The 13,524-nt window shown below is 76.0% G+C and carries 10 protein-coding genes; 7 read left to right on the top strand and 3 right to left on the bottom strand.

All coding sequences use genetic code 11. The features are described 5' to 3' along the window. Positions 1 to 57: 57 nt before the first annotated feature. The 6 genes from QK440_RS08565 (at position 58) to QK440_RS08540 (ending at position 10,721) form a co-directional block, all read left to right on the top strand. Positions 58 to 1,107: a glutamate ABC transporter substrate-binding protein gene (locus tag QK440_RS08565; RefSeq protein ID WP_282792395.1), complete on the top strand. Its 1,050-nt coding sequence runs from the start codon at positions 58 to 60 to the stop codon at positions 1,105 to 1,107. A 168-nt stretch (positions 1,108 to 1,275) separates the two neighbouring features. Further along, positions 1,276 to 2,595 (top strand): hypothetical protein, encoded by a 1,320-nt coding sequence (locus tag QK440_RS08560; RefSeq protein WP_282792394.1) that lies wholly within the window; start codon positions 1,276 to 1,278, stop codon positions 2,593 to 2,595. Beyond that, the gene (locus QK440_RS08555) at positions 2,592 to 5,228 is read left to right on the top strand and encodes a serine/threonine-protein kinase (RefSeq protein WP_282792393.1); all 2,637 of its coding nucleotides are present in this window, start codon (positions 2,592 to 2,594) and stop codon (positions 5,226 to 5,228) included. Before QK440_RS08560 ends, QK440_RS08555 begins: the two co-directional genes overlap by 4 nt. Positions 5,229 to 5,230: 2 nt before the next feature. After that, positions 5,231 to 6,844, top strand: coding sequence for a protein phosphatase 2C domain-containing protein (locus QK440_RS08550; protein WP_282792392.1), 1,614 nt, complete (start codon positions 5,231 to 5,233; stop codon positions 6,842 to 6,844). Positions 6,845 to 6,985: 141 nt separating this feature from the next. Beyond that, on the top strand, positions 6,986 to 8,329 hold the full coding sequence (locus QK440_RS08545; RefSeq protein WP_282792391.1) for a VWA domain-containing protein: 1,344 nt from the start codon (positions 6,986 to 6,988) through the stop codon (positions 8,327 to 8,329). A gap of 184 nt (positions 8,330 to 8,513) precedes the next feature. After that, positions 8,514 to 10,721, top strand: coding sequence for an FHA domain-containing protein (locus tag QK440_RS08540; protein ID WP_282792390.1), 2,208 nt, complete (start codon positions 8,514 to 8,516; stop codon positions 10,719 to 10,721). Positions 10,722 to 10,799: 78 nt separating this feature from the next. On the opposite strand, the gene QK440_RS08535 is transcribed toward QK440_RS08540, so the two are convergent. Next, positions 10,800 to 11,789: a methyltransferase domain-containing protein gene (locus tag QK440_RS08535; protein WP_282792389.1), complete on the bottom strand. Its 990-nt coding sequence runs from the start codon at positions 11,787 to 11,789 to the stop codon at positions 10,800 to 10,802. 85 nt (positions 11,790 to 11,874) lie between these two features. On the opposite strand from QK440_RS08535, the gene QK440_RS08530 reads away from it, so the two are divergent. Further along, complete coding sequence (locus QK440_RS08530) at positions 11,875 to 12,279, top strand: globin (RefSeq protein ID WP_282792388.1); 405 nt, start codon at positions 11,875 to 11,877, stop codon at positions 12,277 to 12,279. A 42-nt stretch (positions 12,280 to 12,321) separates the two neighbouring features. Here the strand turns inward: QK440_RS08530 and QK440_RS08525 are convergent, their stop codons facing one another. Together QK440_RS08525 and QK440_RS08520 are read right to left on the bottom strand one after the other, a co-directional pair. After that, positions 12,322 to 13,008 (bottom strand): hypothetical protein, encoded by a 687-nt coding sequence (locus QK440_RS08525; RefSeq protein WP_282792387.1) that lies wholly within the window; start codon positions 13,006 to 13,008, stop codon positions 12,322 to 12,324. After that, on the bottom strand, positions 13,005 to 13,523 hold the full coding sequence (locus QK440_RS08520; protein WP_282792386.1) for a thioesterase family protein: 519 nt from the start codon (positions 13,521 to 13,523) through the stop codon (positions 13,005 to 13,007). Before QK440_RS08520 ends, QK440_RS08525 begins: the two co-directional genes overlap by 4 nt. Between the last annotated feature and the right edge of the window lies 1 nt (position 13,524).

The following is a 13,524-nucleotide window of genomic DNA, read 5'->3' as shown; positions in this document are numbered from 1 at the left end:
CATGGTGCGCAGGGCACGGGTGACGCAGGTGACGCGGTGAAGGGAGGCATGGGGACGATGCGTGCACGACGCGAGGCACGGGCACGGGCACGGGAGGACGGCGCCGGGGCGCCCCCGCGCGGGGGCGTGGCGCGGCTGCGCGGCTGGGGAGGCGTGGCCACCATGGCGCTCGCCTGTCTGCTCGCCACCGCCCTCGTGCTGGTCCTGCCCCGGCTGAGCGACGGCGGCGGCACGGCGGCCGCGGGCGGCTCGCAGGACGTGCGGCGGATGGCGCAGGCCGCGCCCACGCGCGTCGAGAAGGAGTGCAGGACGCCCGAGGCGAGCCTGCGGCCCTCCCCCGAGGACGGCCCCGTCCTCGAAGCCATCAAGAAGCGGAAGGTCAGAAAGCTCGTCGTCGGCGTGGACCAGAACAGCTACCGCTGGGGGTACCGCGACCCCAACAAGGAGCGCGGCCGGCTCGAAGGCTTCGACATCGACCTCGCGCGCGAGATCGCCGAACGCCTGCTCGGCGACCGGAACGCCGTGGTGTTCCGGGCGATCCCCACCAGCCAGCGCATCTCGGCCATCCAGAACGGCCAGGTCGACATGGTCGTCCGCACGATGACGATCAACTGCGAGCGCGTCGACCAGGTCGCCTTCTCCACCGCCTACTTCGAGACCGGCCAGCAGATCCTCGCCCCCAGATCCTCGGACATCACCGGCTACGACACGTCCCTCCGCGGCAAGCGGGTGTGCTCGGCGGAGGGCTCGATCGCGCTGGAGGCCCTTGAGAAGGAGGACTTCGGTGCCGATATCAGGACCACGGTGCCGAACCAACTCGACTGTCTGGTCCGGCTCCAGCTCGGCGAGGTGGACGCGGTGCTCACCGACGGCGCGCTCGCCGCGGGCCAGGCGGCACAGGACCCGACGGTCGAGCTGAAGGGCAAGCCGTTCACGAGGGAGTACTACGGCGTGGCGATGATGAAGGGCGCCGACGACCTCGTGCGGCGCGTGAACGACGTCCTGGAGGACTACCGCGAGGACGGCTGGAAGCAGTCCTACGACCGGTGGCTCGCCGCCGGCCTGGGCGGCGACGCGCGCCCGCCGAAGCCGAAGTACAAGGACTGACGAACCGGACCGACCCGGCCGGCCGCCGCGGAGGAGGGCAGCACCACGGGTCCTCTCCCAGCCGGTGACCGACCTGATACGACTGAAGAGTTACGGAACCCGCCGGAGCCCGACGCCCACCCGCGCCGGTCCCGGCACGCGCGGCAGCGCAGAGCGGAGAGGTGATCGATGAGCGTCGCGGGACCCCCCGGGCCTGTGCTGGACCGGGACGAGGTGGACCGTGCCCTTGCCCGCCTCGACGCCGAACACGAGGCGATCGAGACGTCGCTCCTCGCCCTCCAGGACCACGCCGGACGCCGCCTGCTGGAGGGCGCCCGGCTCACCGGCACCACCCAGGAGCGCTGGCAGGCCACCGAGCGCCGGATCACGCTCCTGTGGACGTACTTCGACGCGTACGCGGGCGCCCTGCGCGCCGCCCGCGAGGTGCGCGAGCGCCGGCGCTGGCCCAACCGCGACGACCTGGCGGAGCTGACGCTGCTGCTGCGCGGGCAGAGCGTCACCGTCGCGGGCAGCTCCACGTCCGGCGCCGACCCGTCGGCCACGGGCCCCGCCAAGCTCACCGAGCGCTTCACCCTCGAAGAGCTGGTCGCGCGCATGAACGACCTGTACGCGCGCTCCCTGGACACGGTCGTCGCCGCCGACGCGGTGTGGTCGGCACTGCCCGCCCGCATCGACCTGCTCGCCGCCGAGCTCCAGCGCACCCGGCAGCTCGCGCACTCCGTGGGCGTGCGCCCCGGCGAACACCCCTCCGGCGACGACCTGGAGCGCATCACCGGGGAGCTGACCCTGCTGCGCGAGCAGGTCATCTCCGACCCGCTGGCGTTCTGGCAGCCCGCGCCGGGCAGTTCGGCCCCCGGCGGCGGCCGCCCCCACACCGACCGCTACGACCACGCCGCCCGCGCCCTGGAGGACGTGCGCCGCGAGATCGACGCCGTCCTGACCGTCCGCCAGGACGCCGAGGCCCGGCTCGGCAAGCTGCGCGACCTGCTTTCGCGGGCGGACCGCACCCTCGCCGAGGCCCGCTCCGCGCGCGGCGAGGTGCTCGCGAAGATCGCCGCCTCCGAGGTGCCCGCGGTCTCCGGGCCGCCGACGGCCCTCCAGGAGCAGCTCGCCCTGGCCGCGGAGTACCGCCGCAACGCCCAGTGGCACCGCCTGTCGCCGCTCCTGGAGTCCCTGGAGCGCAAGGCCGAGGACGAACTTGAGCGCGCCCGCGAGTCGCTGACGGCCGTGACCGCGCCGCTCGCGGTCCGCGCGGAGCTGCGCGGGCGCCTGGACGCGTACAAGGCGAAGGTCGCCCGGCACGGCCTCGCCGAGGACCCGCTGCTCATCGAGCGGTACGACGCCGCCCGCCGGATGCTGTGGAGCGCGCCCTGCGACCTGCGCGTCGCCGAGCAGGCGGTGCTCCGCTTCCAGCAGGCGGCGGCCGAGGCACTGGCGCCGAGGATCCCGCGGCCGGGCGGGCCCGTCGACCGGAGGGAGGACGCATGAGCGAGCGGAACGGCGGCCCCGCCGGCGGCCGGCGGCCCTGCCAGCGGCCCGGCTGCGCGGGCGCGTACGAGGACGTGGGCGGCGGCGAGCTGTACTGCGACACCTGCGGCCTCGCCCCGGTCCTGCCGCCGCACGGCGTGCCGGTCCCGCCCGGCGCCGGGCTCCCCGGCGCGGACGCGGACGCCGACGGGGGCGCGGGCGCTCCCGGCGGTTCGAGCCGGTCGTCCGCCGCGTCCCGCTCCACGCGCGGCAGCGCGCGCTCCTCGCGCTCCCAGTCCTCGCGCCGCTCGGTCTCCGGCCGCCTCTCCCGCTCCCTGTCGGGCCGGGCCTCCTCGCGGTCGGTGTCGGTGCGCAGCTCGGGCTCGTCCACCGGCGCCTCGGCCCGCTCCCGGCTCGGCCTGGGCCTGGTCGCGGTGCCGGGGGTGCCGCGCCCGGACCCGCGCGGCGCGGTGCAGCACAACCCCGAGGTGCCCGAGCGGAAGCGGTTCTGCTCGCGCTCCGACTGCGGCGCCCCGGTGGGCCGGCCGCGCGGCGACCGGCCCGGGCGCACGGAGGGGTTCTGCACCAAGTGCGGCCACCCCTACTCCTTCGTGCCGAAGCTGAACCCGGGCGACATCGTGCACGGCCAGTACGAGGTCGTGGGCTGCCTCGCGCACGGCGGCCTCGGCTGGGTGTACCTCGCCGTGGACCGCGCGGTCTCCGACCGGTGGGTGGTCCTCAAGGGCCTGCTCGACACCGGCGACCAGGACGCCATGGCCGCCGCGATCGCCGAGCGCCGCTTCCTCGCCGAGATCGAGCACGCGAACATCGTGCGCATCTACAACTTCGTCGAGCACCTGGACCAGCGCACCGGCTCCATGGACGGCTACATCGTCATGGAGTACGTGGGCGGCAAGTCCCTCAAGGAGATCGCCAACAGCCGCCGCACCGCCTCCGGCAAGCGCGACCCGCTGCCGGTGGAGCAGGCGTGCGCCTACGGCATCGAGGCCCTGGAGGCGCTGGGCCACCTGCACAGCAGGAACCTGCTCTACTGCGACTTCAAGGTCGACAACGCCATCCAGACCGAGGACCAGCTCAAGCTCATCGACATGGGCGCGGTGCGCCGCATGGACGACGAGGAGTCCGCGATCTACGGCACCGTGGGCTACCAGGCCCCGGAGGTCGCCGAACTCGGCCCGTCCGTCGCCTCCGACCTGTACACGGTGGCGCGTACGCTCGCGGTCCTCACGTTCGACTTCCAGGGCTACACCAACGTCTTCGTGGACTCCCTGCCCGACCCCGAGCACATCGAGGTCTTCCAGCGGTACGAGTCCTTCTACCGGCTGCTCGTCCGGGCCACCGACCCCGACCCGGCCCGCCGCTTCGGCTCCGCGCAGGAGATGTCCGAACAGCTCACGGGCGTTCTGCGTGAGGTCGTCGCCCTGCAGAGCGGCCGCCCGCGCCCGGCCCTGTCGACCCTGTTCGGCCCGGAGCTGAAGGTGACGGACACGGAGCTGTTCGAGGAGCTGGAGGGCGAGGTCTCCCTCCTCGGCGCGCCCGCCGGGGGCACCGTCCCGGCCCCGCGCACCGCCGCCGTCCCGGCCCCGCGCACCGTCCCCGCCCAGGCCCAGCCCCGGACCCAGACCCAGGCTTCGACCCCGGTGCCGGTCCCGGTCCGCCCCCTGGACGCCCCGGCGGCGGCCCTGGCCCTGCCCGTGCCGCGCGTGGACCCCGGTGACCCGAACGCGGGCTTCCTGGCCGGCCTCGTCGACACCGCGGGCGGCGGCGAGCTGATCGCCGCCCTCCAGGCGGCCCCGGCCCGCTCCCCCGAGCTGCGCCTGCGCGAACTGCGCGCCCGCCTCACCCTGAACGAGCACGTCGCGGCCGCCCACGCCCTGGACGAGCTGGAGAAGGAGCACCCCGACGACTGGCGGGTCGTCTGGTACCGCGGCGTCGCCGCGCTCGCCACCGGCGATCACGAGCACGCCGCGCTGTCCTTCGACGCGATCTACGACGCCTTCCCCGGCGAGCCCGCGCCGAAGCTGGCGCTCGGCCTGTGCGCCGAGATACTCGGCCAGCTCGACAACGCCGCCGAGTACTACCGCCTGGTGTGGACGACCGACCCGAGCTACGTCAGCGCCGCCTTCGGCCTGGCCCGGGTGCAGCTCGCCACCGGCGACCGGCCGGGCGCGGTCCGCACCCTGGAGTCCGTACCGGAGTCGTCGATCCACTACACGGCGGCCCGGGTCGCGGCGGTGCGGGCGCGGCTGCGCCGGCGTATGAACTTCGACACGGCGGGGGACCCGGGCGCGGCGTTCCTCGACGACCTGCGGGCCGCCGCCCGGCAGGTCGAGGCGCTCGCCGGGTTCGGCCTCGACGCGGTGCGGCGCGAACGCCTGTCCACCGAGGTCCTCGGCACGGCGCTCGACTGGGTACTCTCCGGTAGGCACTCTGGTCGCGCCCCCGCCCCGCCGACGGCCCCGGGCGACGGGCACACGCGGACCGTACTGCTCGGCAGCGATCTGGACGAACGCGGCCTCCGGTTCGGTCTGGAGCGCGCGTACCGGACGCTCGCCCGGCTCGCCCAGGGTGGCGAGGAAAGGATCGAACTGGTGGAGCGGGCCAACCGTTTCCGCCCCCGGACGTGGGTGTGAGGATGTCGGAGATGCACCAACCGGCGGCCCTGTCGACGTGCCCGAGCTGCGAGTGGCCCCTGGAATCGGGCGATTTGTACTGCGGCGCGTGCGGCTACGACCTCTCGGCGGTCCCCGGGCCACCGCGGGACCACCCCACCCTGGCCGTCAACGACCGGCCCGGCGACGCCGCCGCGCCCCCCGCGGCCCCGGCCGACTGGCCCACCGCGCCCGGGGCCGCACCGGAGCCGGACAGCGGCCTCGGCACGGTCGAGACGCAGGACGCGGGCGACGTACGCGTACGGGACAGCGCCGACGAGCGGAACGGGCAGCACGTGCAGCACCAGAGTCAGAGTCATAGTCAGGGTCAGGGTCAGGGTCAGGGGCAGGGACACGGCCGGGACGTACCGGACGCACAGGGCGGGCGGGGCCCGCGGGACGGGCGACTCGGGCAGGCCGGGCAGACCGGTCAGGCCGGACAGCAAGGGCCGGACGGACGGCGGGGGTTGGACGGCCGGGACGTGGACGACGGCCGGGACGTACGGGATGGCCGGGACGGCCTGGAGGCCCGGGATGGCCGGGACGGCCTGGGCGCACGGGATGGCCTGGGGGCCCGGGATGGCCGGGACGGGTGGGACGGCGTCGCCGGGGCGGGGTCCGACGACTACCCCCTGCCCGCCCCCGACCCCCGCGCCGCCGCCCCCGCGGCGGACCCCGCGGCCGCCAAGGTCTGCGTCGCCTGCCGCGCGGGCAGCGTCGCCGCGGACGGCTACTGCGAGAACTGCGGGCACGCCCAGCCGCGCGAGCGCGACCACATGGAGCAGGAGCTCGACGCCGTCGCCGCCGTCAGCGACCGCGGGCTGCGCCACCACCGCAACGAGGACGCCTTCGCCATCTCCTCGGCCGCCCTGGCCGACGGCACCCCCGCCGCCGTCGCGATCGTCTGCGACGGCGTCTCCTCCGCGACCCGCCCGGACGAGGCGTCCCTGGCCGCCTCCCGCGCCGCCAGCGCTTCCCTGCAGGCGGCCCTGGCCCGCGGCACCCACCCGCAGCAGGCCATGCACGACGCGATCCTCGCCGCCGGCGAGGCCGTCAACGCCCTCGCCGACGAGCCCGTCCCGGCCCGCGAGCACCACCCGCACCAGAACGCGCCCGCCTGCACCCTCGTCGGCGCCGTCGTCACCGGCGGTCTGCTCGTCGTCGGCTGGGTCGGCGACAGCCGCGTCTACTGGGTGCCCGTGGACCGCACCGGGCCCGCCGTCCGCCTCACCGAGGACGACTCCTGGGCCGCCCAGATGGTCGCCGCGGGCCTGATGAGCGAGGCCGAGGCCTACGCCGACGAGCGCGCCCACGCCATCACCGGCTGGCTCGGCGCCGACGCCTACGAACTGGAGCCGCACACCGCTTCCTTCAAGCCGGACCGGGCCGGTGTAGTGGTGGTGTGCACCGACGGCCTGTGGAACTACGCGGAGGCGGCCGAGGAGATGGCCGCGGCCGTGCCCGCCGACGCCGCCGAGCGGCCGCTGCACAGCGCCCAGGTCCTGGTCGGCCACGCGCTCGACGGCGGCGGCCACGACAACGTAACAGTGGCGGTCCTGCCGTTCCCCGCCGCGCCGCGAGGGGCAGGATCGGCCTAGCGGTCCGGGCGCGACGCCACGCCCGCGCCGGGGCCCGCGGACGACAGCGGCCCGCGACCGGCCGCCGTACGCCCGCACGTCACCCGTGCGCCCACACCGTGGGGGCCGCCGTGGGAACAGTCTGAGGGGGGAACAGCGTCCATGGCCATTTTCTCGAAGTCGCCCGTCCCGCAGTTCACGGTCGACGTCTACCAGAACGCGTACCTGCCGGAGGGCGGCCGCGAGGTCAACGCGATCGCCACCGTCACCGCCACCGGCGGCGGCACCATCGGCACCGCCGTCAGCGCGCCCCACCTGTACGCGGCGGGCGGGGGGCCGAGCGCCGCCGTCGCCGTCATGGTCGACTGCTCGGGCTCCATGGACTATCCGCCGACCAAGATGCGCGGCGCCCGCGACGCCACCGCCGCCGCCGTCGACGCGCTGCGCGACGGCGTGCACTTCGCCGTCATCGGCGGCACCCACGTCGCCACGGAGGTCTACCCCGGCGACGGCCGCCTCGCCGTCGCGAGCCCGCAGACCCGCGCCCAGGCCAAGGAGGCCCTGCGCAAGCTCAGCGCGGGCGGCGGCACCGCCATCGGCACCTGGCTGCGCCTGGCCGACCGGCTCCTCGCCGCCGCCGACGTATCGATCCGCCACGGCATCCTGCTGACCGACGGCCGCAACGAACACGAGTCACCCGACGACCTGCGCGCCGCCCTCGACGCCTGCGCGGGCCGCTTCACCTGTGACGCCCGCGGCGTCGGCACCGACTGGGAAGTGAAAGAGGTCACAGGCATCGCCTCGGCGCTCCTCGGCACCGCCGACATCGTCGCCGACCCCGCCGGGCTCGCCGCCGACTTCACGCGGATGATGGAGGCCGCCATGGGCAAGGAGGTCGCCGACGTCAGCCTGCGGCTGTGGACCCCCATGGGCGTGGAGATCGTCTTCGTCAAGCAAGTGGCGCCGACCGTCGAGGACTTGACCGGGCGGCGCACCGAGGCCGGGCCCCGCGCGGGCGACTACCCCACAGGATCCTGGGGCGACGAGTCCCGCGACTACCACGTCTGCGTGCGCGTCCCCGGCGCCGAGATCGGCCAGGAGATGCTCGCCGCCCGCGTCTCCCTCGTCGTACCGGCGGCCGACGGCACCGCGCAGACCCTCTCCCAGGGCCTGGTCCGGGCCGTGTGGACGGACGACATGGCCGCCTCCACCTCCATCAACCCGCAGGTGGCCCACTACACCGGCCAGGCCGAGCTGGCCCAGGTGATCCAGCAGGGCCTCGACGCCCGCAAGCTGGGCGACCTCGACGGGGCAACGGCCAAGCTGGGACGCGCCGTTCAGCTCGCCAGCGCCTCCGGCAACGAGGACACCGCGCGGCTGCTTTCGAAGGTGGTGGACGTCGTCGACGCCACGACGGGTACTGTTCGATTGAAGGCGCGCGTCGCCGAGGCCGACGAGATGACACTCGAGACGCGCTCGACGATAACCGTTCGTGTGAAGAAGTAGAACGAGCGCTCGCCTCACGCTGTAGTGGAGTAGCACGAGCAAGCGACGTGTCCCTCGTCATACGACGGTACGGGGCGTCGTGATACGACGGCGCAGTACGTCTGCCGCAGCGGCACGTACGCCCGTACCGGACAAGCACCGCACACGGCCCTCGGGCCGAAGAAGGAGAGGGGGAAGCGCCGACATGCCGACCTGCCCGAACGGACACCAGTCGGGTTCCGACGACTGGTGCGAGGTCTGTGGTCACCGCATGGCTGGTGCCGTACCACCGCCGCCTCCCCCGCCGCCCCCGGCCGCCGGGTACGGCTATCCGCCGCCCGCGGCCGGACAGCCCGGCCCGCCGCCCGGCCGCCCGCACCCCTCGGCTCCACCCGGCTCCGAGCCCGAGCTGTGCCCCCAGTGCCGCACCCCCCGCGAGGCGAACGCGCCGTTCTGCGAGGAGTGCCGCTGGAACTTCCTGACCAACACGGCGACCTCCTACACCCCCGCCGCGCCGAACCCCCCGCTGCCCACGTCACCCGGCGTGCCCGGCGGCGGCCGGGGGCCGGGCGGGCCCGGGGGGCGTCCTGGGTTCGACGGGCCCGGGGGCCGGCCCGGCTTCGACGGGCCTGGGAGCCGACCTGGCTTTGACGGGCCTGGGGGCCGACCTGGTTTCGACGGGCCTTCGGGTCCTGGTGGGCCTTCGGGGCCTGGTGGGCCCGGTGGGCCTGGTGGGCCTGGTGGGCCTGGTGGTCACGGTCCCTTCGGCGGTCCGGACGGGCCCGGTGGCCCGGGTGGTCCCGGTGGGCCCGGCGCGCACGGTGGTCCCGGCGGGCCCGGTCCGTTCGGCCGTCCTGATGGCCCCGGCGGACCCGGTGGTCCCGGAGGCCCGGGCCCCTTCGGCCGTCCCGACGGCCCCGGCGGCCCGGGTGGTCCCGGTGGCCCGGGCGGCCCCGGCGCACACGGCGGTCCCGGTGGCCCCGGCCCGTTCGGCGGTCCCGGTGGCCCTGACGGCCCCGAGGGTCCCGGTGGCTCCGGTCCGCACGGTGGTCCTGGTGGGCCTGGCCCGCAGGGTGGCCCCGGCGGCCCGCGTCCCTTCGACGGGCCCGACGGCCCGGGTGGCCCGGGTGCGCCCGGCGGGCACCGCCCCTTCGGCGGCCCCGACGGTCCTGGCGGCCCCGGTGGCCCCGGCGGCCCGCGCCCCTTCGACGGCCCGAACGGGCCCGGTGGGCCTGGCGGCCCAGGCGGCCCGGGCGGACCCCGTCCCTTCGACGGCCCCGGCGGCCAGGGCGGACCCGGCCCCTTCGGCGGGCCCGACGGCCCCGGCGGTCCTGGTGGGCCGGGCGGTCGGCGTCCCTTCGACGGCCCGGACGGTCCCGGCGGTCCCGGCGGGCAGAGCGGTCCCGGCGGCCCGAGCGGTCCCGGCGACCGCAGCGGCCCGGGTGGCCCCGGCGGCGGCTTCGGCAACCCCGACGGCCCCAGCGGTCCTGGTGGCCCCGGCGGTCACGAGGGCCCCGGTGGTCCCGGACGCCACGAGGGCCCCGGCGGTCCCGGACACCACGACGGCCCGGGTGGCCCCGGCGGCCCCGGTGGTCCCGACGCCTCCCGTCCGTTCCCCCCGGCGCCCGGCTCCGGCGGCCCCTCGGCCCCCGGCCAGGACTCGTTCGACTACCAGGGCTCCCGGCCCTCGCAGGTGAACCGTCCGGCCGAGCCGATCCCGTCCTTCGGCGGCGGCCCCTCCGCCCCGCCGGCCAGCGGTCCCCAGGGCTTCCAGCAGGCCCCGGCCGCGCCCCCCGCGTTCCCGCGCGAGACCGGCGCTCCGCAGGGGCCCCCGCCGCCCGGCCCCGGCCCCTCGGGTCCTGGCGGTGGCGGTGGCGGTGACGACTGGGTCCTCCCGCCCCCGGGCGGTCCCGGCGGCCAGGACGGCCGGGACGGCCAGGGCGGTCCCGGTCAGCCGCAGGGCTCGCAGCAGCAGGGCTTTCCCGCCGCGGGGCAGCCCCAGGGACCCGGGAACTGGACGGCGACCGTCGGCCCCGACCGCGAGTACTTCATGGCGATGATGCAGCGCAGCGGCCCCGAGGCCGCGGGGCTGAACCTGCCCGCGTACTCGCCCGAGCAGCACCACCCGCTGGTCGGCAACCAGGTCAGCATCGGCCGCCGCCGCCACTCCACCGGCGACACCCCCGACATCGACCTGTCGGTGCCGCCGGAGGACCCGGGCGTCTCGCACCAGCACGCGATCCTGGTCCAGCAGCCCGACGGCGGCTGGGCGGTCGTCGACCAGAACTCGACCAACGGCACCACGGTCAACGGCGGCGAGGAGCCCATCCAGCCGTTCGTCCCCGTCCCGCTCCAGGACGGCGACAAGGTGCACGTGGGCGCCTGGACGACGATCACCATCCGGCGCGACTGAGCCGGACGGGCCTGCGTCCGGCCCGGAAGCACACCGGCAGCCACCGGCCGCCACCGAGGGGCCGTACGCCCGCCGCCGTCACAGCGGCCAGGCGTACGGCCCCTCGGGGTCGTCCAGCCACGCCCACGCGTACTCCCCGCTGACCGTCACCCCGAACCGCTCCCGCACCGGCCGCCCCTCCCGCTGCCACAGCGCCAGCGCCTCGTACGGGTCGAGGGTTCCCGCCGTCAGCTCGAGGAGGAAGCGGAACAGCTCGCTCTGCAGCGCCCGCCGCGGCAGCCCGCCGAGCTGCTGCTCCCGCGGCTCACGGCCACTGCCGCCGCGCAGCGGCACGAAGTACGCGGGCGTGTGCAGGAACCGCCCCTGCGCGTGCTCGGCGTCCCGCACCCGCAGCGCGATCAGCCCCGTCGCGAGGGGCGCGAGCACCAGCGCCCCCGCCCGGCACTGCGCCAGCCACGGCCGGGGGACGGCGTTCAGCGTGCAGGTCGCGATGATCCGGTCGTACGGCGCCCGCTCCGCGCACCCCGCCGCGCCGTCACCGGTGACGACGGCGGGCCGGTACCCGGCGGCGGCGAGGTGCCGCCGCGCCGACTCGGTGATCTCCGGGTCCAGGTCGACGGTCGTGACGTGCTCCTCGCCGAGCCGGTGCGCGAGCAGCGCCGCGTTGTACCCGGTCCCCGCGCCGATCTCAAGGACGTCGTACGTCCCGCCGTCCCCGACCCGCAGCTCCACCAGCATCCGGGCCATGAGCGAGGGCTGGCTGCTGGACGAGAGCAGCTCCCCGTCGCGGACCCGGGTGGCGAGCGGCGCGTCCGCGTACGCCCCGCGCAGCCAGCGCCCGCGCCGCACCGGGTCGGGGTCCTCGCCCCACAGCCGCTCGTAGCCCCCGGGCACGCCCAGGTAGTAGTACGGCACGAAGAGGTGGCGCGGCACCGCCTCGAACGCCTCCCGCCAGCCCGGGTCGCCGTCGAAGGCCCCGCCCGCCTCGATGTCGCGCACCAGGGAGGCCCGCGCCTCCTCGGCGAGGGCCGGGTCGGGTTCGTCGCTGAGCGGAGCTTGCGCACCCATACCCCCACTGTGCTGCCCCGGGCCGCGCGATGCGAGTGGTCCTAAGCCTTCCGTCCTCGGCCGCGGCGTCTGAGACCATGGAGGCGTGACAGAGAATCCACGCGGCACGCTTCAGGAGCAGACCTTCTACGAACAGGTCGGCGGCGAGGAGACCTTCAGGCGCCTGGTGCGCCGCTTCTACGAGGGAGTCGCCGAGGACCCGCTGCTGCGCCCCATGTACCCGGAGGAGGACCTCGGTCCGGCCGAGGAGCGCCTGGTCCTGTTCCTGATGCAGTACTGGGGCGGCCCGCGCACCTACAGCGACCACCGCGGCCACCCCCGCCTGCGGATGCGCCACGCCCCCTTCACGGTCGACCGCGCGGCCCACGACGCCTGGCTGAGGCACATGCGCGACGCCGTGGACTCCCTGGACCTCCCCGAGGACCAGGAGCGCACGCTGTGGGACTACCTGACCTACGCGGCGGCCTCCATGGTCAACACCCCGGGCTGACCCACCCGCGGCCCCGGCCGCCGGTGGGCGCCGGGCGACCGGTCACGCGGGGCTGACGGACAGCGCCCCGACCCCGGCCCGCCGCAGCGCGACGGAGCCGTACGGCGTGCGGAGCCGCAGCCACGCCCCCGCCGACAGCAGGTCGAGCGCGTCGCCCCGCAAGAACCCCAGGGACTGCGCCGCGTGCGCGGCCCGCACGGGCAGCCCGGTCCCGGCGACGGTGCGGGACCATATCTCCCGCCCCAGCCGGTCCAGCTCCGCCCGGACCCGGCGCTCCGGCGCCAACTCCTCGACGCGCGACCGGAATTCGGCCACGGCCGCCTGCACCAGGGCCCGCACGGCGGACCCGGACGGCAGCCCGGGCACCCGCGCCCAGCCGCCCCGCGGCGGCAGCACCCCCGCCCACGGCGGCCCCGTCACCGCCTGCGGCACGGCGGCCGTCCCCGCGGTCTCCGCGGCGTCCGCCGACTCCCCCACGGCCTCCAGGAACTCTCCCGCCGACACCGTCACGTCCAGCGACGTGTCGAGCCCGTACTGGAAGGGCTTCGCGAGCCGCGCCGTGCGGATCGCGAGGACCTCGAACGACGGCGGGCGCCCGAACACGGCGAGCGTCTCCCCCGCCGCCTGCAGCCGGACCGCCGCCGCCTTGTCGTAGTGGAGCAGGCGCGCCAGGAAGGCGGCGAGGTCCGCCGCCTCCCCGGGCTCCGCGAAGTGCAGCCGCACGGTCATGCCACGAGCGCCCGCGCGCCGCCGGCACCACCAGCGGGGCCTTCGGCGCTGTCGGCACTGTCGGCACTGTCAGGACCGGCGGCACCGGCGGCACCGCCGGTGCTGCCCGTGCTGTCGTCCTGGTAGCGCTCCAGGACGGCCCGCTCCTCGGCCGTGATCCGCCGCGGCCGCTGCGCCCGCAGGTCGAACGGCACGACCACCGTCGAGGCCCGCGCGTACACCTGCTCCGCATCCTTGACCTCGTACGAGATCGTCAGCGACGCGGCGCCCAGCTTCGTCACCCACGACTCGATGGTGACCGGCTCGTGCCGGTGCACCAGCGGCCGCAGGTAGTCGATCTCGTGCCGCGCCACCACGGACCCGCCGGAGAACGACGGGCCGTCCTTCGACGACAGCCGGAACATGAAGTCGATCCGCGCCTCTTCCAGGTACCGCAGGAAGACGGCGTTGTTGACGTGCCCGAAGGCGTCCATGTCCGACCACCGCAGCGGGCAGCGGAAAAGGTGGCGGGCCATG

It is taken from the genome of Streptomyces sp. CC224B, assembly GCF_030010595.1.
GTDB classification, from domain to species: Bacteria; Actinomycetota; Actinomycetes; order Streptomycetales; family Streptomycetaceae; genus Streptomyces; species Streptomyces longispororuber.
The sequence above is the reverse complement of the archived record's forward strand: the minus strand, read 5'-3'. Positions and strand labels throughout refer to the sequence as shown.

Bases quoted from the DNA above. Each gene is read 5' to 3' on its own strand.
- QK440_RS08565 (WP_282792395.1), top strand. From the start codon at position 58: ATGCGTGCACGACGCGAGGCACGGGCACGGGCACGGGAGGACGGCGCC.
- QK440_RS08560 (WP_282792394.1), top strand. From the start codon at position 1,276: ATGAGCGTCGCGGGACCCCCCGGGCCTGTGCTGGACCGGGACGAGGTG.
- QK440_RS08555 (WP_282792393.1), top strand. From the start codon at position 2,592: ATGAGCGAGCGGAACGGCGGCCCCGCCGGCGGCCGGCGGCCCTGCCAG.
- QK440_RS08550 (WP_282792392.1), top strand. From the start codon at position 5,231: ATGTCGGAGATGCACCAACCGGCGGCCCTGTCGACGTGCCCGAGCTGC.
- QK440_RS08545 (WP_282792391.1), top strand. From the start codon at position 6,986: ATGGCCATTTTCTCGAAGTCGCCCGTCCCGCAGTTCACGGTCGACGTC.
- QK440_RS08540 (WP_282792390.1), top strand. From the start codon at position 8,514: ATGCCGACCTGCCCGAACGGACACCAGTCGGGTTCCGACGACTGGTGC.
- QK440_RS08535 (WP_282792389.1), bottom strand. From the start codon at position 11,789: ATGGGTGCGCAAGCTCCGCTCAGCGACGAACCCGACCCGGCCCTCGCC.
- QK440_RS08525 (WP_282792387.1), bottom strand. From the start codon at position 13,008: ATGACCGTGCGGCTGCACTTCGCGGAGCCCGGGGAGGCGGCGGACCTC.
- QK440_RS08520 (WP_282792386.1), bottom strand. From the start codon at position 13,523: ATGGCCCGCCACCTTTTCCGCTGCCCGCTGCGGTGGTCGGACATGGAC.